Origin of the sequence: Haladaptatus sp. CMSO5, from assembly GCF_036689885.1 — an archaeon.
Classification (GTDB): domain Archaea; phylum Halobacteriota; class Halobacteria; order Halobacteriales; family Halococcaceae; genus QDMS2.
Window position 1 is genome coordinate 2,248,094 of record NZ_JBAHVW010000001.1, and the last position, 23,003, is coordinate 2,271,096.

Below are 23,003 nucleotides of genomic sequence, written 5' to 3' on the forward strand. Positions count from 1 at the left end.
ATACAGGTTCTCCTCCCCTACCCGCCTACTTACGCGTGGCGGTTGACGCGGATTTAGCCGCCTGACAACGCCGGGTTTTTGGCGCGTAGGGCAGTACGGATTGTATGAGCCTGCGCAACGACATCTCGCCCGAAACGCTCGGTATCGAACTCACCGAGGGGGGCATCGTCGTCCACTACACCGACGGCAGAGAGGTGTTCTACAACGGGATTCCAGCGAAAGTCGAGGGGACGGTCAAAACCGCACCGGCCAAAGACGTTCACATCCTCGTCACCGACCCGACGGAGACCGAAGGTGTCGTCGTCTACGTGAACGACCGAAACACGGCAGACGAGATCCTCGAATCGACGGGCGTCGGGCGCGTCCTTCTGGCGGAGGGCGAAGAGACCACTATCTTCCCCGGTGTGACCATCCGCGACGCCGGTGGCTTTCGCGTCGAAGTCGACGCAGACCCAGAGACGGTTCGCGGTCGCGTATTCGTCTTTGAAGAGGACGACATGGGCGAACGCTCGTTCGAAATCGTGGCCCCACCCACGGACGACTGATTACTGGATATAGTCGACTTCGTCACCCTCGCAGTTTTCCTCGTGTTGGCGCGCGTCTTCTTCGACATCGAACATGAGACCGCAGTGGTCACACTCGTACCAGGTCATGTTGTCGCGCTCGGTCGTAGAGACCATAGGTATGAACTGTCGTGTGTCGATAAATTCGTTTCTCCGAGCGAACGGTAAAGAGCGCGGGGGAGAAAGGGGGTAGTATGAGTTCGGGTGTGCGAGACGAGGGCCTCACGCTCACGGTGCAGAGTGCCGAAAAACGCGATGCGGGACGGGGTGTCGCGCGCCTCCCCGAAGCCGCTCGCCGGCGACTCGGCGTCCTGAGTGGCGACACCGTCATCATCGAAGGAACCGCTGTGACCGTCGTAAAGGTGTGGCCCGCGGGCGCGGGACTATCGAAGAAAGCGGTCAGAATCGACGCCGACACCCGCGCGAACGCCGGCGTCAACATCGGCGACGAGGTGCACGTCCGAAAAGTCGACGTGGCCGATGCCACGATGGTCGAAATCACGCCCGACCGCGAGTTTGCTGACGACGATGAAGCGACAAGAGCCATCCGCGACGCGCTCGTAGACCGCCCGCTCACCGCAGGCGAACAGCTTCACGTCCCCCGACTCGGCAACGGATCGCTCGCCGTGACGCGAACCCAACCCGACGGAATGGTACGCGTGACGGGCCAGACGCGCCTCGTCTTGCTCGAATCGGGTTCGGCCGCGTCGAAGCCGGCTGCAAAAGCCGTCAATAAAGACGATTCGGGCGTCAACTACGAAGACATCGGCGGCTTAGACGACGAGTTAGAGCAGGTCAGAGAGATGATCGAGTTGCCGCTCGCCGAGCCGGAGCTGTTCACCCAGTTAGGCATCGACCCGCCGAAGGGCGTCTTGCTCTACGGGCCGCCCGGCACCGGAAAAACGCTCATCGCCAAAGCGGTGGCAAACGAGGTGAACGCCCACTTCACGGTGATTTCCGGCCCGGAAATCGTCTCGAAGTACAAGGGTGAATCAGAGGAAAAACTGCGCGAAGCGTTCGAGACGGCAACCGCGAACGCCCCGGCCATCATCTTCATCGACGAAATCGACTCGATTGCGGGCACCCGTGACGACGACGCCGACATGGAAACCCGCGTCGTCGCCCAGTTGCTCACGTTACTCGATGGGCTCGAAGACCGCGGTCAGGTCGTCGTCATCGGCGCGACCAACCGCGTCGACGCCATCGACGCCGCGCTGCGCCGCGGCGGGCGGTTCGACCGCGAAATCGAAATTGGCGTCCCCGGCATTGAGGGTCGCCGTGAGATTCTCGACGTCCACACGCGCGGGATGCCCCTCGCAGACGACGTGGAGGTTTCACTACTCGCAAAGCGCACCCACGGCTTCGTCGGCGCGGATTTGAAAACGCTCGCCACGGAGGCGGCGATGCACGCGCTTCGTCGCCGGGAAGACGGAACGCCACTCACCGTCTCGCGCGCCGACTTCGAGGCTGCGCTCGCGGTGGTTGACCCGTCTGCGATGCGCGAATACGTCGCAGAGACGCCGAACGTGGACTTCAGCGCGGTTGGCGGGCTTGAAGACGCAAAGCAGACGTTAGAGGAGGCGGTCATCTGGCCGCTCGAATACGGCGCGCTGTTCGAGGCGGCGAACACCGATCCGCCCTCCGGTGTGCTGTTGTACGGCCCACCGGGAACCGGAAAGACGCTGCTCGCTCGCGCGCTCGCCGGAGAGAGCGAGGTAAACTTCATCCGCGTCGCCGGGCCGGAACTGCTCGACCGCTATGTGGGTGAGTCGGAGAAAGCCGTCCGCAAGGTGTTCGACCGGGCACGACAGGCCGCCCCTGCAATCATCTTCTTCGACGAAATCGACGCCATTGCCGCGCGCAGAGACGACAGCCACGAAGTGACCGAGCGGGTCGTTTCCCAACTGCTCACCGAAATGGACGGCGTCGTCGATAACCCGAATCTGATGGTGCTCGCGGCGACGAACCGCCGCGACGTGCTTGACCCCGCGCTCGTTCGCGCAGGTCGCCTTGAGACGCACATCGAAGTGCCTGCACCCGACGAGGCAGCCCGCCGGGCGATTCTTGCGGTACACCTCGCGGGCAAGCCGCTTGCAGCCGACGTCGATGCCGACACATTGGCCACGGACACCCGTGGTTACTCGGGTGCAGACTTGCGGTCGGTGGTTCGGCAGGCCGCGATGTACGCGATTCGAGAGTTCGCCGCAGAAATCGGCCCGGAAGCCGCGACCAGCCGGGCAGCCGAGTTAGTGATTCGCGAATCCCACTTCGCACAGGCTCTAGAGCAAGTAGAACCCTCGTTGACCTGAGCAGAGGACTGTTACGGCTCCGTTTTGCCTGTTTAAGATGACAGTAATAAAAACAGTAATGCTTTGACAGTGGGGACGAACGTTAAAATAGAACTGATGGGTGACGAAGATAGGCCAGTCATTCTCGTTGTCGAAGACGAAGCTGACGTGGCAGAAACGTACGAGATTTGGCTCAGTGGCAAGTACGACGTAACCGTGGCACAAAACGGTCGTGAAGCGCTTGCAGCCATCACCGAAGCGGTTGATGTCGTCCTCTTAGACCGGATGATGCCGGGGCTTTCCGGAGACGGGGTGCTTTCGACTATCCGTGAACGCAACCTCAACTGTCGCGTGGCGATGGTGACCGCCGTAGAGCCGGATTTCGACATCATCGATATGGGATTCGACGCCTATCTCAGCAAGCCAGTAAGCAAAGCCCAGTTGCACGACACCGTCGATAGTCTTGTAGAGCGGGCGACCTACTCTGCGCTCCTACAGGAATACTACGCGCTCGCAGAGACGAAAGCGGCACTGATGACCGGGAAGCGTATCGAAGAACTCGAACAAAACGACGCATACAACGAACTCGAAGCCAAACTAGCGGACGTGAAAGCCCGGCTGAATGAAACGCAGGGTGGTTTCACGGACGAGACGTCGTTCATCAGCGCACTTCGGGATTTGGGGGGTACGAATGGAGACCAATCGTAACTCGGACACTGACCAAGCAGGCTACGAGCTGGAGGGAATTCTCCCCGAGGAGACACTCCAGGTCTCACCGGGTACGAACATTCTGATAGCCGGGCCGCCGATGAGCGGGAAGCAAGATCTCGCCTTATCTATCCTCGCACAGGGGGCCACAGACGGAGAAGGCAGCGTCATCGTCTCGACAGACCGCAGTGCTGACTCCATTAACGAAGAGTTCACAAAGCGGGTTCCGAATCTCAATCACGACTCGTTTGGTATCGTGGAGTCGCGCGAGTCGGGTGGTACTGCGAAAGAAGAGTTCGTCCACTCGGTGGCCTCACCGGGCGACCTGACCGGCATCGGTATCGGCATCTCGCAGTTCATGCAGCGATTCAACCAGTCTGGCATCACGCAAACGAGGCTCGCCCTCGACTCCATCTCGACGCTACTGTCCTACGTCGAAGTGCGGACAGTGTTCAAGTTCTGCCATGTGCTCACCGCCCGACTCGAAGCGGTTGGCTATCTCGGCGTGTTCACCCTCGATACCGGCGCACACGACGAACAGGCCGTAAACACCATCAAACAGGTGTTCGACGGCATGATAGAACTCCGGGAGAGCGACGCCGGCATCGAGATGCGCGTGGTTGGACTCGGCGGCAAGCGCACGAAGTGGACGGCGTACGAACCCAATCACTCTTAGGCGATGGCGCGCTACCTCGCAGTCGAATGAGTGACCAGCCGGGGGTGGCAGAAGTTGACGACGCAGACTGGCGCGACTACTTCGGCTTCGACACCCCCTACGACCAGCAGGCGAAGGTCATAGAGCGCACCATCCGGACGGCAAAGGGGAAGGGCTACTTCGTCTTCGAAGGCCCGTGTGGCACGGGCAAGACGATGGCCGCGCTCACAGCCGCGTCGTATCTCATCCGCGAAACAGACCTCTACGACCGCGTGGTCGTCGTCACGCCGGTCAAACAGCAACTCGCGCAGTTCGTCGCCGATATGCGTGCGCTTAACGACGGCCGCGACGACCCGCTTTCTGCGGTTGCCCTCGACAGCAAGGGTGACCTCTGTCCCTACGAGCGCGAAGGAATTTTCCCCGACGATGCGAGCGTCCACGACCGGTGTGAAGACTTGAGAGACCACACCAGTTCGCTCGTGAAGCTCAACGACGGCGAGAAAGGCGGCCTCCCGAAAGAAAGCGCCATCCCGGGTGTCCGTGAGGACGCAGAGAAGTGGTGGGACCCCGCCCGCGCAGAGAAGCTCGCTGCCGCCGCGAGACAGGACGCAGACACGTGGCAATCGCTCAACACGGCCACGCTCGAAACGGCCGGAGCCAAATCGCCGTATCCGACCCACCAGCCAACCGCGCCCGACGAAGTGCTCGATACCGACACCGGCAACGGCCCACTCTACTGTCCATTCGAGGCCGACTGGTACGCCCGTGATAAGGGGTCTCCCGTCGGCTTCGAACACGGCGAAAACGGCGTCGTAACCATCTCTGAACTCCTGCCCCAGTCGGTCGAACACGGCACCTGTCCCCACCGCGTGATGCAGGTCTTACTTGGGAACGCAGAGGTCGTCATCGGGAACTACATGCACCTGTTCGACGGCCAGACGCGGGTGCTCACCGACGCCATATTGGACGAGAACACGTTCGTCATCGTGGACGAGGCCCACCGCGTCGAAGAGCGCGTCAGAGACATCCTTTCTGACCGTGTTGGCCTCCACTCGCTGCGCCGGGCGCGCGGCGATTTGCAGATGCTCACCAAACACGCGAGCAAGACGCGCGAGCACAAAATGGAGGTGAACGAAGCCCTCGGGACCTACGAGCTGTCGCTCGACCACGTCCACCGCGCCATCGAGTTTTATAACGCCGTCATGGACTGGATGGACGAGCGCATCACCGCCTATCTCGACCAAGAATTCGACGACTGGCACCGGTTGATTCAGTACGACGAGTTCCCTGAAGAAGACATCGAGATTCCGCTCAGACCGCCCGAAAGCGAGGAGATAGACGCCCTCTCGACGTGGGCCAAAGCGGAGGGCTACGGCGAACGCCTCTGGCAGGCGATGGGGCCACTTGGCGTGGCCGTCGACGCCGTCCTCGAAGAAATCGAGCCAAACCGGAGCACGGTCTGCGGTGCGGTTGGCACGCTCATGACCAACTGGTGGGAGAACAGTCGAGCCACCTATTTCCGCGAACTCGTACTCGAATACTCGCCAAAGGAACTCGGCGAGACGGCGAACGTCTGGGAACGGGCGTTCACGCCCGCGCTCACCATGTACAACTGTCTCCCGTCGGAAGAGTGCCGAGAGATATTCAACACCGTCGGCGGCGGCGTGCTGATGAGCGCGACGCTTGAGCCGCTCGACGTTTTCCAGGAGGTGGTTGGCCTCGCTGACTTCGACCCCGAGCGGCCGGTCGATGCCCACACCTTCGACCTGCGCTTCCCACCCGAAAACCGCGCGACATGGGGCGTCGACCTGACGCCCTTTACCGCGCGAAATCGTGGGTCGCCAACCGCAGGCGAAGACAACGCAGTGCGCGAAGAGTACGCCTACGCGCTGCGCGAACTCGCCCGCAGTCCCGGGAACGTCCTCATCTGCATGCCGAACTACCGGGAAGCGACGTGGGCGGCAAGCCGGCTGCGTGAGGAGGTCTCAAAGCCAGTGCTCGTGGACGAAAGCTCCTCGAACGAGGACACAGAGGCGCTCAAACAGACCTTCTTCGATGGCGGCGAGAAGGTGCTCGTGACGAGCACGCGGGGAACACTCACCGAAGGTGTCGATTACGACGGCGACAAACTCGCCACCTGCGCGGTCGTGGGCGTCCCGCTCGTGAACACGCGCTCACCCAGGGTTCGGGCGGTTCGCTTCGCCTACGCGGAAGCCTTCGGCTCGGAGAATGCCTTCACCTACGCGCTTACGGTTCCGGCGGTTCGTCGCACGCGCCAGGCGCTCGGTCGCGTGATTCGTGGCCCGGACGAACGCGGCGTGCGTGCGCTTATCGACCAGCGGTACTGTGAGACGACGAGACGCGATGACGTTCGTGCGTGTCTGTCTGCAGAAGAGCGCACTGAACAGGTACGAATGACCCCGATGTTCCTGTCCGCGCAGATTGAACAATTTTGGAACAAAGTGGGAGATTCGTGAACAAACCGATACCTTAGTATATAATCACGTTAATTATGTACTATGTGGGATGGACACACCCCTGACACTGAGCAACAGCGCTGTTGCCCAACCTGCAACCGGCCCGTCACTGGAACCGTCATCAGCGGGCCCGAGAACGCTGCGTTCCGTCCGTGTGGCCATCATATCCATCCGGTGAAACTCGACTAATCCCAGAACGATTTGGTGCGGGCGTACTGGCGTTCTTGTCCCAGAATATCGCGATAGAACTCGTCTTCGTTTTCTCGTAACTTGCCGATGATACGCGCTGCGTTGTGCGGGCCGACGCCCCGGGCGGCGAGCGCGATGATGGCTTGCTTGCCGTGGCTCTGGACGAGGCTCGCAGACCGATAGGCTCGACGGGTCATCTTCTCTTGGTCGTCGTCCTTCTCGCGTGCTTTGACCGCCGAAACAACTTCGTCGGCCCACGGATTGAGCGCGGCAATCCGACTCGATTCGCACAGGGGACACTGTGGCTGGTCGGGGATTCTCCGCACCTTTTGTGTGCGTTCCCATTCCTGACAGTGGAGACAAAAGAGCAGCAGCTGGTCTTCCTGAATGCGTTCTTTCACCGTCTGGATGACGCTCGCATCCGCATTTTCGGGCGCGAGCAGTTCCCGACCAGACGAGCGCCCGTCTATGCCAATCGCCGTTCGGCCGCCGACGGTGACGAGCTCGATGTCGCCCGACTGCATCCGCGAGAGCACCTCGGCCGCCCGTCCCACGTCCAAATCCTCGTGGAGGATTTCGCGCACGGCTTCGTCGTACACGGGGGTTTCATCCAGTGCGGCGAGCAGGCGGCCGAGGCCGAACTGACGGCGCGAATCGCCCTGCCAACTCTGGAGCGAGCCGAACTTCGCTGCGACCTGTGCGAGCTTGAACTTGAGCGCGTCTGCGTTTTTCAGGCTCAACTCGATGAGTGGTTGGAGGTGGTCAGGGTCGGTCGATTCGAGCACCTCAACCACCGTACGCGCCGTCACGTCGCGGGGCACTTCGAGTTCGATGCGGTAGGGGTCTACGTCGAGGCCGACCGACGAACCAGTGCGCTGGCCAATCAATGCAGACAGGACGCGCCCGAGCGTTTCGTTCACCTTGTGGCCGAAACAGGCGTTGACGACCAGCGTCCGACCCTGGAATTCGATGACGACACGGTCGTCCGTCGGCACGGGATGGTCCTGTTCTCGCTGTCGGGAGAGCGGCTTGAGCGCTTCTTCGATGGTTCTGCGGTCTGCGGGGTAGCGTTTGCCGAGGAAGCGCGCGACGGCTTCGCGGTCGTCGTTTCCCTCTAACTGGCTGGCGGCGACTTCCCGAACCTCACCGACCTCTTGGGCAACCTCGAACGGCACTGGAATCTCGCTTCCCGTCCATGACGGCACTTCGCCGGAGGGGTCTTCGATGGGGGTCACCTGCACGCGTTGTTCTTCCTCGTCGATTTCGGTGATGCGCCACATCTCGCCGCGCTGGATGAACACCTCACCCGGCCCGGCGAAGTTCACGACGAAGCGCTCGTCTAGCGTGCCGACCTGCCGCCCACTCGCCATGTCGTACACCTCGAACGTCTCCTCGTCGGGAATCATCGAGAGGTTCGCGTAGAAGTACCGCCACGTTCCCCCACCCTTCGAGAGCAGGTCTTTCTCCTCGTCCAACCAGAGGATGCGATTGTGCGAGAGTTCTTTTATGACTTCCTTGAACTGCCCTTCGGTGAGGTCGGCAAACGGGTAGGCGCGCGTCACGATTTCGTAGGTTTTGCGTCCCGAGATGTCACCAAAGTCCATCACGACGCCTGCAATCTGGTTTGCGACGGTGTCGAGGCTCCCATGATGAATGTTCGTCTCCTCGACGTCGTTCACCCCGGCCCGGCGGGCGATGACCATCGCCTCGAAGGTGTCGTCCGGGCGGGTCGTGATGATGGTTCCGTGGGAGGTCGCATCCCGTCGGTGTCCGGCCCGGCCGACGCGCTGGAGCATCCGCGAAACCTCGCGCGGGCTCGAATACTGGATGACGTGGTCAACCCGCCCCACGTCGATACCGAGTTCCATCGAGGAAGTACAGAGTAGTGCGTCTATTTCACCGGCTTTGAACTGGTCTTCGACCTCCACGCGAGCGTCTCTGGAGAGCGACCCGTGGTGGACGCCGATGTTCAAGTCGAGTTCGTTGAAGCGTGAGCCAAGCGCTTCTGCGGTCTGGCGCGTGTTCACGAAGATGAGCGTCGATTCGTGGCCGTCCACGAGGTCACGGATGGCCCGAACGTGGCTTGCGATGTCGGCTTCGGTCATCAGCCGTCCCGCGAGTCGGTCGTCTTCGGCCGTGATTGCTGGCTCGAACACGGTCAAATCAACGCGACTGCCCACGTCCACTTCGACGATAGCACACCCGCGGTCGCCGGTCAGGAATTTTCCCACTTCTCGGGGGTCGCCCACAGTCGCAGAGAGGCCGATTCGTTGAAATGGCCCGGCGAGTTCGCGCAGGCGCTCTAAGCCAATCGTCAACTGTGCGCCGCGCTTCGAAGCCGCGAGTTCGTGTACCTCGTCTACGACGACGTGCGACACGTCGGAGAGGGCCTGGCGGAGCTTTTTCCCCGTCAGCATCGCCTGGAGCGTCTCCGGCGTCGTCACGAGCACGTCCGGCGGGTCGTTCGCTTGCTTGGTTCGCTGGTACTGCGTGGTGTCGCCGTGGCGCACGTCCACCGTGACATCTAACGTGTCGCCCCACCAGTCGAGGCGGCTGCGCATGTCGCGGTTCAGCGCACGAAGCGGCGTGATGTAGAGTGCGGAGATTCCGGCGCGCTCCTCGGTCGATTTGGCGACGATGGCGTCGAACACCGGAAGCATGGCCGTTTCCGTTTTTCCCGTTCCGGTCGGCGCGATGACGAGCGCGTCGCGGCCGGAGGCGAGCGGCGGGATGGCGCGACGCTGGGGGGCGGTGGGCGTCGAAAATCCGCGCGCAGAAAGCGCCGTGCGCACCGACTCACCGAGATACGTAAACGCGTCCGCACCCGCGACCTCACCGTCTGACATTGTGGCTGGGTAACGGCCAGAGGAGGTTAAACCGCGCGGCCAGTCAGATGGTCGAATAGTCTCCGAGGCGCGTGCCGTCGAGGAGGTACGCCTCGCCGTCACGGAGGCCGTCGGGCAAAAACGGCGAGAGAAAGCCATCTTTCTGCGCGTTCACCCACGTCCCACCGACGAGGTCGTTGAAGGCAGGGAACACGACGAATGGCGCGCCGCCGTCGAACGCCCGGCCGTGGAACTCGGCAAAAGGTTCGGGGTTGACCGTCCCGCGAAGCCAGACGCGTTCGGTTCGCCCGCCACCGACTTCGTCGGTGAGGTTCACCTGCGGGTGTTCGTGTGCGGTACAGAGAACGTCGGCTTCCAACACGTCCGGCGAGGGCCACGTGTGCCCGTGAGCGAAGCCAACGTCACCGATGCGGATGCCGTGGGCGGGTGTCACCTCGATACCCTCGATGTGTTCTTCGATGTCGCCGTCGTGGTTGCCCTTCACGACGGTCACGGGACAGTCGAGGGCCGAAAGCAAGTCGTGAATCTCGGCGATTTCTTCGTCTGGGCCAGCGCCGATGGCGTTGCCGAAATCCCCCAAAATGATGACGCGGTCTGCGGCCGTTTCTGCTTTCAATTCGAGGAGTCGGTCGCGGCGCTCGCCCGCCTTGCTCGGGACGGACACCCCATCCCAGCGAAGGGCGACTTCGAGGCCCGCGTGGTAGTCGGCCACGACGAGCGCGCGACTCCCGGAGAGGTCGGCTATCGCCGCCGCCTGTCCGGGAATCGGCTCGACCGAACTCACCATCAGATTGCGGTGAGCGTCGATTCGTCGGGTTCGTAACACTGCCCGTCCATCAGCGCGTCCTGAATCGCGTCTTCGACGGCCTCGACGGAGACGCCGTGTTCATCGATCACGGCGGCGATGATGGCTTCGCGGTCTGCGCCGTCGCCGTCATCTAAGTCGCGCATCGCGGTCAAGACGGCGTCTTCTAAGTCTACGTCTGCGTCGTCAGCCGCCGAATCGTCGTCGGTCTCTGCTTCGGGTTCTGGCTCAGCCACTTCCTCTACGTCTTCTGGCTCTGGAACCTCGATACCGGCTTCACCTGCTGGACCTACTTCTGAGCCGGTCGAGAACTCGGTGCCGAACTCCTCTTCGACCTCCTTTCGCTCCTCGTCGTCCATCTCGTACATCTCGTCGAACTCACCGGGTTCGAAGTCTTCGAGGTCATCGTCTTCCTCGAAGTCGCCGAGTTCGTCGTCCACGTCGTCTGCGGGTTCTGCCTGTTGGGTCGCCGTCGCGTCGGCTGCGTCCACGGGTTCTGCTTCGGGGACGGTTCCCGTCGCGTCTTCCTCCGGTGGCTCGGTGTCGATTTCCGGTTCTGATTCCACAACCTGTTCTTCGACTTCTGGCTCGCTGTCTTCGACGACCGCTTCGTCTGTTTCGACCGTCTCAGATTCCGCTTCGGCCGTCGGTTCGGGTTCCGTATCCTCGGCATCGAGTTCGGCTTCGACTTCGGCTTCCACGGATTCGATACCCTCGTCGGCCGCGTCAGTCACCGTTTCGACCGCCTCGAACGAGGCGACGCGAGTTGGCGATTCCGGCCCGGCCATCGACGGAACGGCGTCGAACGACGGCACCGAATCGCGGTCGCCCGTGACCACTTCGAGCGCCTGCGTTGCGAGCGTCTCCATCGCCGCGAGATAGGCAGTCGTCGTGCCGTAGTGCTCGATTGCCTTCGGGATACCCGCGGCGAGACTCTCGCTTACGCCCTGGGCCGCGAGTTGCGCGGAGAGGTCGTCGCCGCGCGCGTCGAGCGCGAGTGCGCCTGCGAAGGTTTCGATGCGCTCTAAGGTGCGCTCTGCGGTCGTGACCGTCCACCGCTCGCGAGTTTCTGCATCGACTTCGCTGATGCTCTCAGGGCGGATTGAGGTGTAGACGCGGTCTGAGTCCGCTGGCTCGAACGTGCGCGCCTTGCCCGTCACGGCGACGAACGTCGGCACGGAGGCGTTTTCTAAGAACGTGAGCGCTTCTGGCTGATACTGCCCTGCGTACACGACGAATGCGCCGGTCGGGTCGACGATGCGGGCGCGAAGCTGGTCTTCGTTCACCGTATCGACTTCCGTGAGGACGCCCACGGCGAACATCCGGTTGACGCGCGCGCCGGTCGGCGTGACGACGTAGTTCGGGGCGCGCTCTTCGTCCGACTCCGAGTAGGACATGGATGCGGCGTCGAATTCCGCGGCAAACAGGCGGTGGGCGACTTCGCGGCCCACAGGAGTTGCGCTCATGCGTCCACCCCCGAGAGCACGGCCGTCGCACGCGCGGCCGGGTCGTCGTCGGATTTGCGGAACGATGTCGCATCGAGGTTCGCGCCGTAGTCATCGACGCTCAGACTGCCCCGAACCACGAACTCGCCGCCCACGACGTTCTCGCGGATGGCGTCCGCGACGACCTCTTGGTCCATCGCCTCGCGGGCGGCGTCGAGGGCATCTTCGAGCGATCCGCCGTACACCTGTTCGGTGAGGTCGCGGTCTAAGATGACGGTGAGCGCGCCGGTGCCGTCGTCGAGAATCGCCTTTACGCGCAGGTCGTCGTACCCGTCTACCTGCCCGTGCGAGCGACACTGGCCCTTCTGGGTGACGCGATTGCACTCCGGACACCGCTGGATGAGGCCGGAGCCATCGCGCACCGACAGCAGGTTGCCAACAATTTCTACGTCGAACAGCCCACCCATCCCGACGGCTTCGTCGATGCGCTTTCGCGGCGCATCGTCGCTCACTTCGAGGTCTGTGTCGAGGGCTTCGACGGCCGAGAACTCCGAGATGTTGACCGACGGAATCCCACGGAATTCGCGGACGTACGCGCCGGTGATGCGGACGGACGCGCCCGCTTCGAGTTCCCCGTGTGGGTTCCAGTCGGTAAACGGCAAGCGACCGGAATCGTCAGCGAGGACGCCAGAGAGGATGGTCGTCTCGCCGTCGCGGCCGCTGATGGTTTTTTCCTCCACTTCGCTGACCACGGCATCGACGTTGACGCCGCGGTCGCCGGGTTTGAGATCGGTGAGTGGCTTGTCGCCACCCACTGAGAACGGTACCTCGATGGCTTTTGCCGGGTCAACTGAGGAACTGTCCCCGAGGTTGAGTTCGGGATTCCCCTCCCACTCGCGGACGCCGGCGTTCGTGACGGTGACGGTGTCACCAGCTTCGAGGCCGAAGTCGTGCCAGTCGGTGTAGGAAATCTTCCCCGTCTCGTCTGCGAGTTCCCCCTCGTGGATGAGGTGGTCCTCGTTCTGGTAGCGAATCGAGCGCTTGCCCACGGTGAGCACTTTGGCCGTCACCGTGACGTTGGAACTGTCCGTTCCGATGTCCGCGATGGAGACGGTTTCGGGCGTGGGCGCGCCACCCCCGCCACCGCCGTACTTTCGGCGGACGCTCTGTTTCGCTTCTTCCAGTGGAACGCTGTACTGGACGAGGTTTTCTAAGTCGCGTTTGACCTCCGCTTTGTCTGCGCCGAGAGCGGAGGCAAGCTCTTCGGCGGTGTCTTCGAGACTCATCACCAAACCTTCGTGCGGATTCCATAAAAAGCGTTCGTGGGAGCCACCCCTACCGAAAGCTGTTTTCACGCGTCTGACCTATCATCTCCCATGCGCGTCGTCGTCAATGCAGCCATGAGCGTGGATGGAAAGCTCTCACACCGCCGCCGAAAGCAGGTGGTCATCAGCGGCGACGCCGATTTCGACCGCATGGACGCCATTCGTGCGGAAAACGATGCCATCATGGTCGGGGCGGGAACCGTCGTCGCAGACGACCCGAGCCTGACCGTCGATGACGAGACACGCCGCGCGGCACGCAAAGCCCGCGGCGTCCCCGAAAATCCGGCTCGCATCATCGCAGACTCCCACGCCCGCTGTCCACGAGACGCCCAGATTTTCGACGAGCGCGCCCACACCTACCTGCTCGTGAGCGAAGCGGCCCACCCTACGCGAATCCGCAAACTCGAACGCAAGGGCGTCACCATCATCACCGCAGGCGAAGAGCGCGTCAATCTCACGAGCGCCTTCGACGCCCTCGCAGACCACGGCATCGAGTCGATAATGGTCGAAGGCGGCGGCGAACTCATCTTCTCGCTGTTCGAAGAAGGCCTCGTAGACGAACTCACCGTGTTCGTCGGTTCGATGATTATCGGCGGCCGCGAAGCCCCGACGCTCGCAGACGGCGAAGGATTCGTCGCTGGCTTCCCGAAACTGGAGTTGACGAACGTTGAACGGATGGACGACGGCGTCGTGCTGAGTTACGTCCCAGCGAAAAAGTGAGGGCCTTGGTGAACTTTCTTCGCCACTCGCGGCGCTCTCGACCGGTGAAAAGCGAGAGAGTGTGAAGACGAGTTAGTGGTCGTGACCGGTCATCTCGGCGAACGTCATGCCAAAGCGCTCTTCGAAGGTTTCGAGGACGCTCTCTTCGATGGCTTCTACGTCTGCGTCGAACTCGCCCTGTGCGTGGTGGACGAGGGCGTGAGCGCGCTGGGCGAAGCCGATGAGAACGACGTCTGCGACGGTTTCTGCGGTGGACTCCTCTTCTGAGAGCAGGGAAAGCAGTTCGGTTGGGAGTTCGACTTCGTCGGTCGAACCGTCCGAGGATTCGATGCTGAACGTGGCTGTCTCTACGGAATCAGACATGGGATTCACTTTGCGCGTGGACGTAAAGGGTCTGTGGAATCTGTGCTTCGTGCGTGCACACGCGGTGCGGTGGCTCGTGGGGTTGGAAAACAGAGAGAAGCTGCGAGAGAAATCGAGCGCTTAGTCGTCGGATTCGGGGGCGGCGACCTGTTCTTTAGCGCGGTTCTCGCGGTCTAACTCCTCTAAGTAGTCGTCTGCGTCGATGGCGGCCTGACAGCCCATGCCGCCTGCGGTGATGGCCTGCTGGTAGTGGAAGTCCACCACGTCGCCCGCGCCGAAGAGGCCGGGCACGTCCGTTGCGGTCTGGTGTGCGCCTTTGCCGTCTTTCGTGATGAGGTAGCCAGCGTCGTCCATCTTCGCGCCCGTGCCTTCGAGGTAGGCCGTGTTCGGCGTGTGGCCGATGGCGAGGAACACCGCACCCGTCTCGAAGTCGAATTTTTCAGTAGCGGGGTCGTCGAGTTTCTCGGAGGGGTGGCCCTCGGGGTGACGAATCATCGTGACGTGGCTCACGCCGTCTTCTGGCGAGCCGTGGATTTCCGTGACCTCGGTGTTGCGGAGGATTTCGATTTCGCCTGCTTCGACCTGTTCGTTGACGCGGTCGATCCAGTAGTCCTCGGCGCGGAACTCCTCGCGGCGGTGGACGAGGTAGACTTTCGAGGCGAACTTCGTGAGGAAGGAGGCTTCCTCCATCGCGGCGTCGCCGCCGCCGATGACGACCATTTCCTGGTCGCGGAAGAACGCACCGTCACAGGTCGCACACGTCGAGACGCCGTAGCCCATGAGGTCGTCCTCGCCGGGGATGCCGAGCGTTCGGGCGCTCGCACCGGAGGCGGCGATGAAGGCGTCTGCGGTGATGACGTCGCCCGAGGTGAGTTCGATGCGGAACGGGCGCTCCGAGGCGTCGACCGATTTGACGACGCGGTTTTTCACGGTCGCGCCAAAGCGCTTTGCCTGTGCTTTCATGTTGTTCACGAGTTCAGGCCCGCTGATGCCCTCGGGGAAGCCAGGGTAGTTGTCCACCTCGGTGGTCAAGGTGAGTTGGCCACCCGGCTCTGTGCCTTCGAGAACGAGCGGTTCGTTGTTCGACCGAGCCGCATAAATGGCCGCGGTGAGCCCCGCGATGCCGGAACCGGCAATCACGAGTCGGTGGTGCTCAACCTCGGCTGCGTCGCCTTTTGTCATGTGCACAAATTGACCGTGGACAAGTATTTACCTTGCGCTGTCTTGCGCAGTCAGCACGATTTCGTCCGGGTGTTCGGGCACAGATCTGCCGTCGGTGCCAAGGCCCATATTCGTCCCCGACAACGGGGTTCTATGGCCGCTGATTTAGCAGAGAAGACCGACCGCTACGAACGACTGCTGGCCGAGGCCTTAGACGCCGCAGAAGACGTGAATCCGCCGAACACGCCACTCGGGGAGTCAGCCGCCGAGTACCGCGAGATGGGCCAATCGTATCTCGACGACGGCCGACACTTCAAGGCAAATGACGACCTCGTGAACGCCCTCGCGTCGTTCTCCTACGGCCACGGCTGGATGGACGCGGGTGCGCGCATTGGGCTGTTCAAGGTTCCCGACGAGGGGCATCTGTTCACTGTCTGACCGCGTGTCAAAGGAGGTGGAAGTGACCGACGGCGTGAATCTGACACCCTCCTCTGTCGATGGGCTTACATGGTGTGGGTGAGAGATGCAGAACAATGGAGGCCGTCCTCTGGTACGTGTTGACTGGTACCCGAGGCGGAGCCAACCGCGTTCGCCTGCTCAAGACGCTGAATCAGCAACCGCGGAACGCAAACCAACTAGCCGAAGACTTAGCCCTCAACTACAAGACGGTCAGACACCACCTCGATGTTCTCATGGATAACAACATTGTGACGACGAGCGGCGATGAGTACGGAGCGATTTATCTCCCCAGTGAGAACGCTCGCCATCACTGGGATACGATAGAGCAAATCATAGCGCAGGTGGAGTGATTATGGTCGAATTTGGGCTAGTCGTTATATGTGACAGTAAGGTAGGTGGAGGTAGATGAGTATCTGGGTCACGGTCGCACAGGGCGCAACTGCACTAAACGTCCTCCTCCTCGCAGGACTCGGCTACGTGTGGGGTCGTAACTATCTGCAGTTCCGCTCTAAACACACAATCGGTCTATTCATCTTCTCGCTGTTCTTGCTCGCTCAGAACGCGCTCACGCTCTACTACTACCTCATCGACCCCGACCTCTCTGCGTGGTACGCCTCTGCAGTGCCCGAAATCGTCTGGCAGGCGATGATGCTGCTCGCGGTGTTGCAGTTCATTGGCCTCCTGTTTCTCTCGTGGACAGCGTGGGACTGACAGGAACTGAACAATCGCCACACGGAGAACTACCAGCGCGGTGACGCACACGAGTTTTCATGGGTTAAAAGCGGATTTCAGTACCACCTCCACCAGTTCGTCTCCAGTATGTGGTATGTTACCTTGGCCACCGGATAATAACGACCCTTCACGGAAACATCAAGTCGCCATGTCACGAGACACCGGCGAGAATTCGAGGTACAGCCTGCCAACGCGACGAACCGTCCTTCGGACGCTCGGCGTGGGAACCGCGGTGGCGGCGCTCGGTGGGGTCGCCGCTGGGGAAACAGGGGACGGGACGCAGACAAGTGCGAGGGGTGGGACACAGTCAACATTCCAAGCCGACAACGACTGTCCGCCGTGCATCGACGACCTGATGGGGTACGCGTCGTTGACGTCCGAACTCGACCTCCCAGAGACGCTCATGCCCCAACACACAGTTGAACTGCGGCTTGACGACGCGGACGTGTTGTTCCCCGAAGAGGGGGATAGTGACGAGCAGACGGACGGAGAGGCCGAAGGCTTCCCTGATTTCTATTTTGACCCGGTCGGCCTCGCCATCAGTGTCGGCGACATCATCGAGTTCCCGAACGCCTCTGCTGACCTCCACACGGTGACGGCAATCCACCCACGATTTTTCGGCCTGCCACGGCGGATTCCCGAGGGAGCCGCACCCTTCTCCTCGCCCCCAGTCATGAGCGGGGAGAATTGGATTTATCAGTTCACGGAGCCGGGTGTGTACGACATCATGTGCCTCCCGCATTTCGATCTTGGAATGGTGATGCGCGTCGTCGTCACCGGGGATGGCTGTGAGCAGCCCAAAGCACCTGCCGGAAGCGAACAACTGCCGCTGCCGGTGGCCGCCGTGCTCGACGCAGAGAAACTCACGCCACAGAACATCATCGACAACGGTCCCATCGCGTGGGAAGACCTCAAAGGAGAGATTCCCACGTTCAATCCTGATGAGCTGTTCGCAGAGGGGGGCGAAGGCGGCTCAGAAACTGACGGAGAGGCAAATCCAGACGGCGAAGAAACGGGAACCGAAACCAGCTGAGCGAACTGAAGTGACGCAGCACGTTCTACACTTTTTCACTGGCGGGTCACCCGGCCGCAAGGCTGCTGAGAACTGCCAAGCTGCCGACGAGTATCATCCCGATGCCGAGAACTCGTGTCAACAGGACGTTCCATTCTGCAGGTTCGACTCGGTCGAGCGGTGTCGTGCTGCCGATTGCGTCCAACTGCTCGCCAAGCCGCGCGAGTCGAGAGGGCCACAGCGCCGCCGGGAGTCCCCCAAGCAGGAAGAAGATACCGACGGGGTTAATCATGCGTTTTCTCAACCCGAGTCGTTCGATAAATAGTTTCTGTCGAGGGAGACTGTGTGATGCGTGGCGTGTTTCGGTGCAACCCATTCGCTAGTCCAGACGGGGTTTAAGCCGCGTGCGCGCCTATTTTCATTGATGTACCGAAATCGAACTGACGCGGGCGAGAAACTCGCGGCGGTCGTCGATGCCCACGACGTGGTGGCGGACATCGTCCTTGCGATTCCACGGGGTGGGGTGCCCATTGGCAAAATCGTCGCAGATTTCCTCGCCGTGCCACTCGACATTATCGTCGCGCGAAAGCTCGGTGCGCCCGACAACCCGGAGCTCGCCGTTGGCGCGGTCGCAGCAGACGGGAGCGTCTGGCGAAACGAACCGCTCATCCAGACACTCGGTGTGTCTGAAGAGTACCTCAAAGAGACGATTGCCCGCGAACACGAAACCGCTCAAGCGAAGGCAAAACGGTATCGGGGGGAGCGCACGCCCCCCGACTTGACGGATAAGCGCGTCGTCATCGTTGACGATGGGCTGGCGACCGGGGCGACGGCGCTCGCCTGCGTACGGCTGGCGAAGGCAGCGGGCGCGAGCCGCGTGGTTCTCGCGGTGCCCGTTGCGTCTGAATCGGGTGCAGAGCGGCTCATGAGCGAGGCTGATGAGGTGATTTGTGAGATGACGCCCGCGTACTTCAGCGCTGTGGGACAGTTTTATGAAGATTTCGGTCAGGTGAGCGACGAAGCGGCGATGGCGGCCCTCGCCACTTACGAGCGGTAAATCGGTTGTATATGGGTTGTGTCGTGTGGTTTTGGCCCGCATCATTTTGCGAAACATTTATAAACTTTACGCACTAACTATACGTAAGGTCAACACCCGGCTTTTTAGGGTTTCGTACCCCCGGCAGACACCCGCCCTGGCCCAATGGAGACGCTAATGAGTGACACAACAATCAGGACATACACCGGCGAACAGCCACAGGAGAAGCAGAAGAATCGAATCGTCGATGAAACCGAAGTGTGCCCAGAGTGCAGCGGTCCGCTCATGTCGGACACGGAACACGGCGAGACGGTCTGTCGCGACTGTGGCCTCGTCGTAGAGGAAGCAGAAATCGACCGCGGCCCGGAGTGGCGCGCGTTCAACGCGAGCGAGAAGGACTCGAAGTCCCGTGTCGGTGCACCGACGACGAAGATGATGCACGACAAGGGACTTTCGACCAACATCGACTGGCGCGACAAGGACGCCTACGGCAAATCCCTCGGTGCCCGCCAGCGCGCGAAGATGCAGCGCCTTCGCACCTGGAACGAACGGTTCCGCACGCGCGACAGCAAGGAACGCAACTTGAAGCAGGCGCTCGGTGAAATCGACCGCATGTCTTCGGCACTCGGCCTGCCGAGCACGGTTCGTGAGACGGCGTCGGTCATCTACCGGCGCGCGCTCTCTGAGAACCTCTTACCGGGTCGTTCCATCGAAGGCGTCGCCACGGCGTCGGTGTACGCCGCTGCCCGACAGGCGGGCATGCCCCGCAGTCTCGACGAGATTGCGACGGTATCGCGCGTCGATAAGATGGAACTCACGCGCACCTACCGCTACATCGTCCGCCAGCTCAACTTAGAGATAAAGCCCGCAGACCCAGAGAGCTACGTCCCACGCTTTGCGTCTGACTTAGACCTCTCTGATGAGGCAGAGCGCACCGCCCGTGACCTGCTTCGCAACGCGAAAGAACAGGGTATCATCAGTGGGAAGTCGCCGGTCGGCCTCGCGGCCGCCGCCGTCTACGCCGCCGCGCTGCTCTCGAACGAGAAAGTGACCCAGAGTCAGGTCTCTGACGTAGCAAACATTAGCGAAGTCACCATCCGCAACCGCTACAAAGAACTGCTCGAAGCCAACGGGAACTACCTCCCCGTATAAGTCAGGCAACAAAGCTTTTCATTGCAGCCTGCGAACAGTGTGCACACATGGTGGAAGCATATGTTCGTCTACTCTGTCCTGAGTGCGGCAAAGATTGGGAATCGACGCCGGGTGACCTTCCGCCCTTGAAAACCACCTTCCATTGTCCGAACTGTCACGCAAGTCGAATGCTTTCTGAGTTTATGCGTACCGAACACGACCTCGACACGGTCAAGCAGTTCGAGTAGACGACGCCACTCGCAGTCCCGGCTTTTTTCAGAGACCCACGCCCGAATCGTCAGTCACGCGGAGTATACTGTGAGATATATAGTCAATGTGTGCAGAATAGACCAGTCAACTGAAAGATACGTCGGCGTGAAATTCCGGCGAATACTGTCGATACAGCCCTTCTAATCCGGTACGTATGCTAACGAGACTCAAGATAGTAATATAACCCTCCGCTTGTAAGAGGCTGTTGTTATGAAGAAGCAGGAGCTCATCCACCTGCACGGCCTCCTCTCGGAGGTATGCAACCACTACGAAGCAGAGTACGAAATCACAATTGAACACGAGGAATACGAGGCACTTGGGGTACGGCCAACCTCTATCCATAAATCTAAAACGGACCACAAAGCCGCAGTCTTTGCACTCGCAGACGGTATCACCGCAGAAATGACCGAGGCGGAATCCGAGAAGATCTCCGCCACGGCCGATTAATCGCGTCGCGACCGACGCAGTCTCTCTGTCGCCACATTAACGAAAAGTGGCGACGCTCACAGAGCAGTATCGTGCAAAAACTCCTCGCAGCCGCCGTCGGCTCTTATCGACGACCTATTCGGCGTTGAGCGTCGCGCCTGTATCCGCATCGTCCTCACCTTCGCCAAGAATGCGAACGTCAATCACGTCGAGAGGGATATTGTGGAGGCGCTGACCAATCTCTTTGCGCGCGATGCGCGCGGCGTGTTCTTCGCGTTCGACGTTGAACACGGTCATTTCGAGTTCGAGCGCGACGAGGCTCTCGTCTGCGCTCAAGAATGCGGGGTCTAACTGCTCGTGGCAGTGGGGACAGACGCGCTCACCCATGTTGATTTCGACGTAGTTCAAGTCGGGGTTGAGCATCTCGCCCGTCTTCGAGATGGCAATTCGAACCGCTTCGTCCGGCGTGCCGACGTCGTACACCGGGACTGCGGCTTCGACGACAACTCTGCAGTCCATGGACTATTATTCAGCGGCCTCCCGTAAGAAGGTTAGGCCAAATCAGCATACGTCGCCTTTGTGACCTGTTTGTCATGTTGAAAGCGAAAGCACAAACCGCACCCACTCCTCTACGGTGGTAATGGAATCGGGCACCCTCGCACTTGCCAACCTCACGGGAGAATTTGACCTCCAATCGACGGTCGAAAGCGGCCAGTCGTATCTCTGGCGGCGCGAAGATGGCCGGATGTACGAACAAACCCCAGCCTACGGCGGCGACGCGTGGTACTACACCGTCCTCCCGCGCGACGGCGACCCGGCGGTCGTGCGCGTCCGCCAGAAAGACGACCACCTTGAGTGGGAGTCGCAGTTCGACGCAGAAGCCACCCTCGTCCACCTCCTCCGACTGGACGACGACCTGCCCGCGATTTTCGACGCGATTCCCGACGACCCCCTCGTGTCCGCCGCCTACGACGCCTACAAAGGAATGCGACTCGTCCGCGACCCGCCGTTTCAGACGCTCATCTCGTTTATCTGCTCTGCGCAGATGCGCGTCTCGCGTATCCACGACATGCAACTCGGCCTCGCGCGCACCTACGGCGAGAAATTCGAATTCGACGGGAAAACCTACCACGCATTCCCGACGCCCGAGGCGCTCGCACAAGCAAGCGAAGCAGAACTGCGCGACCTAAACCTCGGCTATCGCGCACCCTACGTCAAGCGGTCTGCCGAACTCGTTGCAGCAGGCGAGGCTGCCCCCGAAGACGCCGTTGGACTGGAGTACGAAGCCGCCCGTGACGAACTGAAAACGTTCGTCGGCGTTGGCGACAAAGTCGCAGATTGCATCCTCCTGTTCTCGCTTGGCTACCTGGAAGCCGTCCCACTCGATACGTGGATTCAATCGGCCATCGCAGACCACTATCCCCACTGCGAGAGGGGGAACTACCGCGATACGTCACGGGCCATCCGCGCGCAGTTCGGCAGGAAATACGCAGGCTACGCCCAGACGTACGTGTTCCACTACCTCAGAACCGGCGGCGAGGCGTAGGGAGAACACTTATTCACGGTTTTGCAGAATGGTTCCTATGACCGAACGAGTGCGCGCACACGTCTTCGTGAGCGGGAAGGTACAGGGCGTCTACTACCGCGCGAACACCCGCGACAAGGCACAGGAACTCGGTGTCTCCGGGTGGGTGAAAAATCTGGCAGACGGCCGCGTCGAAGCCGTGTTCGAGGGCGACGAAAGCGAAGTAGACGCACTCATCGAGTGGTGTCACACGGGCAGTCCGGCCGCGGACGTAACCAGTGTCGAAGCGGAATACAAGTCTCCAGAGAACGTCTCAGGCTTCGAAATCAAGCGGTAAGCCGGTACGCTGCCAACCACGGCGGTTCGTCCGTGTGGTTCCACACAGCCCACTCCTTGTCGTTCGCGTAGTAGGTTCGGTAGGCGTCTACGAGGTCGTCCCGAAAGTAGTCTTCTGGCATGCACTGTGGCGGTTCGGTCGCACCGCGGGCGGGTATCGCAATCGCGTCGCGGTCGATTCGCCCGAGCATCTGCCAACTCGCGTGTGGCTCGTCGTGGTCGAATCGCTCGACGAATTCCGCGTTCAGCGCACCTGCAAACTCATAGAGGCGAAGCCAGTTCTCCCGCGAGTGGGCCGCCCACTTCACGACGGGATGGCCGGTATGGGTTGGTTGATACAGGAACGCCTCGTCGTGACCGTGTTCACGGAGGGCAGTCGAGAGGATTTGGGCGGCTTCGAGCAGCATCTTGTTCACGTGTTGGTCACCGTGGTAGCGCGCCGCCTGTCGCGGATTTTCGTCTAGCCAGAAGACGTTCACAACTGGATGGAAGGGGTGGAGGAAAATGACTGCACCGGCCCCCGCACGTTTA

At 61.2% G+C, this 23,003-nt stretch carries 26 protein-coding genes; 16 read left to right on the forward strand and 10 right to left on the reverse strand.

The window, feature by feature from the left end; translation table 11 throughout:
• Positions 1-104 precede the first annotated feature (104 nt).
• Positions 105-545: a DUF5796 family protein gene (locus V5N12_RS11820; protein WP_332899368.1), complete on the forward strand. Its 441-nt coding sequence runs from the start codon at positions 105-107 to the stop codon at positions 543-545.
• Here V5N12_RS11820 and V5N12_RS11825 read toward each other — a convergent pair whose 3' ends face one another.
• On the reverse strand, positions 546-680 hold the full coding sequence (locus V5N12_RS11825; RefSeq protein ID WP_332899369.1) for a DUF7128 family protein: 135 nt from the start codon (positions 678-680) through the stop codon (positions 546-548).
• 77 nt (positions 681-757) lie between these two features.
• On the opposite strand from V5N12_RS11825, the gene V5N12_RS11830 reads away from it, so the two are divergent.
• From V5N12_RS11830 to V5N12_RS11845, 4 genes are all read left to right on the forward strand, one after another.
• Positions 758-2,872: an AAA family ATPase gene (locus V5N12_RS11830; RefSeq protein WP_332899370.1), complete on the forward strand. Its 2,115-nt coding sequence runs from the start codon at positions 758-760 to the stop codon at positions 2,870-2,872.
• Between the two features lie 96 nt (positions 2,873-2,968).
• The gene (locus V5N12_RS11835; protein WP_332899371.1) at positions 2,969-3,559 is read left to right on the forward strand and encodes a response regulator; all 591 of its coding nucleotides are present in this window, start codon (positions 2,969-2,971) and stop codon (positions 3,557-3,559) included.
• A complete protein-coding gene (locus V5N12_RS11840) occupies positions 3,543-4,235 on the forward strand; it encodes an RAD55 family ATPase (protein WP_332899372.1) in 693 nt (230 codons plus the stop codon). Before V5N12_RS11835 ends, V5N12_RS11840 begins: the two co-directional genes overlap by 17 nt.
• Before the next feature lie 26 nt (positions 4,236-4,261).
• Complete coding sequence (locus tag V5N12_RS11845; RefSeq protein WP_332899373.1) at positions 4,262-6,691, forward strand: ATP-dependent DNA helicase; 2,430 nt, start codon at positions 4,262-4,264, stop codon at positions 6,689-6,691.
• Positions 6,692-6,876: 185 nt separating this feature from the next.
• Here the strand turns inward: V5N12_RS11845 and V5N12_RS11850 are convergent, their stop codons facing one another.
• The 4 genes from V5N12_RS11850 to V5N12_RS11865 are packed head-to-tail and all read right to left on the reverse strand — an operon-like array spanning position 6,877 to position 13,262.
• Positions 6,877-9,726, reverse strand: a complete 2,850-nt coding sequence (locus V5N12_RS11850) for a DEAD/DEAH box helicase (protein ID WP_332899374.1) — start codon at positions 9,724-9,726, stop codon at positions 6,877-6,879.
• 43 nt (positions 9,727-9,769) lie between these two features.
• Positions 9,770-10,513, reverse strand: coding sequence for a metallophosphoesterase (locus V5N12_RS11855; RefSeq protein WP_332899375.1), 744 nt, complete (start codon positions 10,511-10,513; stop codon positions 9,770-9,772).
• Positions 10,513-11,997: an RPA family protein gene (locus V5N12_RS11860; protein WP_332899376.1), complete on the reverse strand. Its 1,485-nt coding sequence runs from the start codon at positions 11,995-11,997 to the stop codon at positions 10,513-10,515. The genes V5N12_RS11855 and V5N12_RS11860 overlap by 1 nt, the downstream gene beginning before the upstream one ends.
• Positions 11,994-13,262 (reverse strand): Single-stranded DNA binding protein, encoded by a 1,269-nt coding sequence (locus tag V5N12_RS11865; protein ID WP_332899377.1) that lies wholly within the window; start codon positions 13,260-13,262, stop codon positions 11,994-11,996. Before V5N12_RS11865 ends, V5N12_RS11860 begins: the two co-directional genes overlap by 4 nt.
• 90 nt (positions 13,263-13,352) lie before the next feature.
• On the opposite strand from V5N12_RS11865, the gene V5N12_RS11870 reads away from it, so the two are divergent.
• A complete protein-coding gene (locus V5N12_RS11870; RefSeq protein ID WP_332899378.1) occupies positions 13,353-14,021 on the forward strand; it encodes a 2,5-diamino-6-(ribosylamino)-4(3H)-pyrimidinone 5'-phosphate reductase in 669 nt (222 codons plus the stop codon).
• A gap of 72 nt (positions 14,022-14,093) precedes the next feature.
• Here the strand turns inward: V5N12_RS11870 and V5N12_RS11875 are convergent, their stop codons facing one another.
• Together V5N12_RS11875 and V5N12_RS11880 are read right to left on the reverse strand one after the other, a co-directional pair.
• Positions 14,094-14,384, reverse strand: a complete 291-nt coding sequence (locus tag V5N12_RS11875; RefSeq protein WP_332899379.1) for a DUF7545 family protein — start codon at positions 14,382-14,384, stop codon at positions 14,094-14,096.
• A gap of 120 nt (positions 14,385-14,504) precedes the next feature.
• Positions 14,505-15,566: an NAD(P)/FAD-dependent oxidoreductase gene (locus V5N12_RS11880; protein ID WP_332899380.1), complete on the reverse strand. Its 1,062-nt coding sequence runs from the start codon at positions 15,564-15,566 to the stop codon at positions 14,505-14,507.
• A 132-nt stretch (positions 15,567-15,698) separates the two neighbouring features.
• On the opposite strand from V5N12_RS11880, the gene V5N12_RS11885 reads away from it, so the two are divergent.
• The 4 genes from V5N12_RS11885 to V5N12_RS11900 all read left to right on the forward strand — a co-directional run bounded on the left by V5N12_RS11885 (position 15,699) and on the right by V5N12_RS11900 (position 17,769).
• Entirely contained in the window at positions 15,699-15,983 is a 285-nt protein-coding gene (locus V5N12_RS11885) for a DUF357 domain-containing protein (protein WP_332899381.1), read from the forward strand.
• 95 nt (positions 15,984-16,078) lie between these two features.
• Entirely contained in the window at positions 16,079-16,354 is a 276-nt protein-coding gene (locus V5N12_RS11890) for an ArsR/SmtB family transcription factor (RefSeq protein ID WP_332899382.1), read from the forward strand.
• 55 nt (positions 16,355-16,409) lie between these two features.
• The gene (locus tag V5N12_RS11895; protein WP_332899383.1) at positions 16,410-16,715 is read left to right on the forward strand and encodes a hypothetical protein; all 306 of its coding nucleotides are present in this window, start codon (positions 16,410-16,412) and stop codon (positions 16,713-16,715) included.
• Positions 16,716-16,884: 169 nt separating this feature from the next.
• Entirely contained in the window at positions 16,885-17,769 is an 885-nt protein-coding gene (locus V5N12_RS11900; protein ID WP_332899384.1) for a cupredoxin domain-containing protein, read from the forward strand.
• A 46-nt stretch (positions 17,770-17,815) separates the two neighbouring features.
• On the opposite strand, the gene V5N12_RS11905 is transcribed toward V5N12_RS11900, so the two are convergent.
• Positions 17,816-18,040, reverse strand: coding sequence for a hypothetical protein (locus V5N12_RS11905; RefSeq protein WP_332899385.1), 225 nt, complete (start codon positions 18,038-18,040; stop codon positions 17,816-17,818).
• Between the two features lie 132 nt (positions 18,041-18,172).
• Between V5N12_RS11905 and V5N12_RS11910 the strand changes: the two genes are divergently transcribed.
• The 4 genes from V5N12_RS11910 (at position 18,173) to V5N12_RS11925 (ending at position 20,632) form a co-directional block, all read left to right on the forward strand.
• Positions 18,173-18,805 (forward strand): phosphoribosyltransferase, encoded by a 633-nt coding sequence (locus tag V5N12_RS11910; RefSeq protein WP_332899386.1) that lies wholly within the window; start codon positions 18,173-18,175, stop codon positions 18,803-18,805.
• A gap of 156 nt (positions 18,806-18,961) precedes the next feature.
• Positions 18,962-19,936, forward strand: coding sequence for a transcription initiation factor IIB (locus tag V5N12_RS11915; RefSeq protein WP_332899387.1), 975 nt, complete (start codon positions 18,962-18,964; stop codon positions 19,934-19,936).
• A gap of 47 nt (positions 19,937-19,983) precedes the next feature.
• Complete coding sequence (locus V5N12_RS11920) at positions 19,984-20,163, forward strand: DUF7836 family putative zinc-binding protein (protein WP_332899388.1); 180 nt, start codon at positions 19,984-19,986, stop codon at positions 20,161-20,163.
• Positions 20,164-20,395: 232 nt separating this feature from the next.
• On the forward strand, positions 20,396-20,632 hold the full coding sequence (locus V5N12_RS11925) for a UPF0058 family protein (RefSeq protein ID WP_332899389.1): 237 nt from the start codon (positions 20,396-20,398) through the stop codon (positions 20,630-20,632).
• A gap of 114 nt (positions 20,633-20,746) precedes the next feature.
• Here V5N12_RS11925 and V5N12_RS11930 read toward each other — a convergent pair whose 3' ends face one another.
• Positions 20,747-21,130 carry a DUF555 domain-containing protein gene (locus V5N12_RS11930; RefSeq protein ID WP_332899390.1) on the reverse strand — a complete coding sequence of 128 codons (384 nt, stop codon included), beginning with the start codon at positions 21,128-21,130 and terminating at the stop codon, positions 20,747-20,749.
• Between the two features lie 121 nt (positions 21,131-21,251).
• Here V5N12_RS11930 and V5N12_RS11935 point away from each other — a divergent pair, with 121 nt between their 5' ends.
• Positions 21,252-22,157 carry a DNA-3-methyladenine glycosylase family protein gene (locus V5N12_RS11935; protein ID WP_332899391.1) on the forward strand — a complete coding sequence of 302 codons (906 nt, stop codon included), beginning with the start codon at positions 21,252-21,254 and terminating at the stop codon, positions 22,155-22,157.
• 37 nt (positions 22,158-22,194) lie between these two features.
• Entirely contained in the window at positions 22,195-22,473 is a 279-nt protein-coding gene (locus V5N12_RS11940; RefSeq protein WP_332899392.1) for an acylphosphatase, read from the forward strand.
• On the opposite strand, the gene V5N12_RS11945 is transcribed toward V5N12_RS11940, so the two are convergent.
• Complete coding sequence (locus V5N12_RS11945; protein WP_332899393.1) at positions 22,463-22,951, reverse strand: hypothetical protein; 489 nt, start codon at positions 22,949-22,951, stop codon at positions 22,463-22,465. The two genes, V5N12_RS11940 and V5N12_RS11945, sit on opposite strands and share 11 nt — an antisense overlap.
• Positions 22,952-23,003: the final 52 nt, after the last annotated feature.

What these genes read in the sequence shown, in the direction of transcription:
- V5N12_RS11860 (WP_332899376.1), bottom strand. Translation starts at nt 11,997, where the DNA reads ATGAGCGCAACTCCTGTGGGCCGCGAAGTCGCCCACCGCCTGTTTGCC.
- V5N12_RS11900 (WP_332899384.1), top strand. Translation starts at nt 16,885, where the DNA reads ATGTCACGAGACACCGGCGAGAATTCGAGGTACAGCCTGCCAACGCGA.
- V5N12_RS11890 (WP_332899382.1), top strand. Translation starts at nt 16,079, where the DNA reads ATGGAGGCCGTCCTCTGGTACGTGTTGACTGGTACCCGAGGCGGAGCC.
- V5N12_RS11885 (WP_332899381.1), top strand. Translation starts at nt 15,699, where the DNA reads ATGGCCGCTGATTTAGCAGAGAAGACCGACCGCTACGAACGACTGCTG.
- V5N12_RS11850 (WP_332899374.1), bottom strand. Translation starts at nt 9,726, where the DNA reads ATGTCAGACGGTGAGGTCGCGGGTGCGGACGCGTTTACGTATCTCGGT.
- V5N12_RS11875 (WP_332899379.1), bottom strand. Translation starts at nt 14,384, where the DNA reads ATGTCTGATTCCGTAGAGACAGCCACGTTCAGCATCGAATCCTCGGAC.
- V5N12_RS11840 (WP_332899372.1), top strand. Translation starts at nt 3,543, where the DNA reads ATGGAGACCAATCGTAACTCGGACACTGACCAAGCAGGCTACGAGCTG.
- V5N12_RS11895 (WP_332899383.1), top strand. Translation starts at nt 16,410, where the DNA reads ATGAGTATCTGGGTCACGGTCGCACAGGGCGCAACTGCACTAAACGTC.
- V5N12_RS11855 (WP_332899375.1), bottom strand. Translation starts at nt 10,513, where the DNA reads ATGGTGAGTTCGGTCGAGCCGATTCCCGGACAGGCGGCGGCGATAGCC.
- V5N12_RS11880 (WP_332899380.1), bottom strand. Translation starts at nt 15,566, where the DNA reads ATGACAAAAGGCGACGCAGCCGAGGTTGAGCACCACCGACTCGTGATT.
- V5N12_RS11865 (WP_332899377.1), bottom strand. Translation starts at nt 13,262, where the DNA reads ATGAGTCTCGAAGACACCGCCGAAGAGCTTGCCTCCGCTCTCGGCGCA.
- V5N12_RS11915 (WP_332899387.1), top strand. Translation starts at nt 18,962, where the DNA reads ATGAGTGACACAACAATCAGGACATACACCGGCGAACAGCCACAGGAG.
- V5N12_RS11940 (WP_332899392.1), top strand. Translation starts at nt 22,195, where the DNA reads ATGACCGAACGAGTGCGCGCACACGTCTTCGTGAGCGGGAAGGTACAG.
- V5N12_RS11930 (WP_332899390.1), bottom strand. Translation starts at nt 21,130, where the DNA reads ATGGACTGCAGAGTTGTCGTCGAAGCCGCAGTCCCGGTGTACGACGTC.
- V5N12_RS11870 (WP_332899378.1), top strand. Translation starts at nt 13,353, where the DNA reads ATGCGCGTCGTCGTCAATGCAGCCATGAGCGTGGATGGAAAGCTCTCA.
- V5N12_RS11820 (WP_332899368.1), top strand. Translation starts at nt 105, where the DNA reads ATGAGCCTGCGCAACGACATCTCGCCCGAAACGCTCGGTATCGAACTC.
- V5N12_RS11835 (WP_332899371.1), top strand. Translation starts at nt 2,969, where the DNA reads ATGGGTGACGAAGATAGGCCAGTCATTCTCGTTGTCGAAGACGAAGCT.
- V5N12_RS11905 (WP_332899385.1), bottom strand. Translation starts at nt 18,040, where the DNA reads ATGATTAACCCCGTCGGTATCTTCTTCCTGCTTGGGGGACTCCCGGCG.
- V5N12_RS11845 (WP_332899373.1), top strand. Translation starts at nt 4,262, where the DNA reads ATGAGTGACCAGCCGGGGGTGGCAGAAGTTGACGACGCAGACTGGCGC.
- V5N12_RS11925 (WP_332899389.1), top strand. Translation starts at nt 20,396, where the DNA reads ATGAAGAAGCAGGAGCTCATCCACCTGCACGGCCTCCTCTCGGAGGTA.
- V5N12_RS11935 (WP_332899391.1), top strand. Translation starts at nt 21,252, where the DNA reads ATGGAATCGGGCACCCTCGCACTTGCCAACCTCACGGGAGAATTTGAC.
- V5N12_RS11920 (WP_332899388.1), top strand. Translation starts at nt 19,984, where the DNA reads ATGGTGGAAGCATATGTTCGTCTACTCTGTCCTGAGTGCGGCAAAGAT.
- V5N12_RS11910 (WP_332899386.1), top strand. Translation starts at nt 18,173, where the DNA reads ATGTACCGAAATCGAACTGACGCGGGCGAGAAACTCGCGGCGGTCGTC.
- V5N12_RS11830 (WP_332899370.1), top strand. Translation starts at nt 758, where the DNA reads ATGAGTTCGGGTGTGCGAGACGAGGGCCTCACGCTCACGGTGCAGAGT.
- V5N12_RS11825 (WP_332899369.1), bottom strand. Translation starts at nt 680, where the DNA reads ATGGTCTCTACGACCGAGCGCGACAACATGACCTGGTACGAGTGTGAC.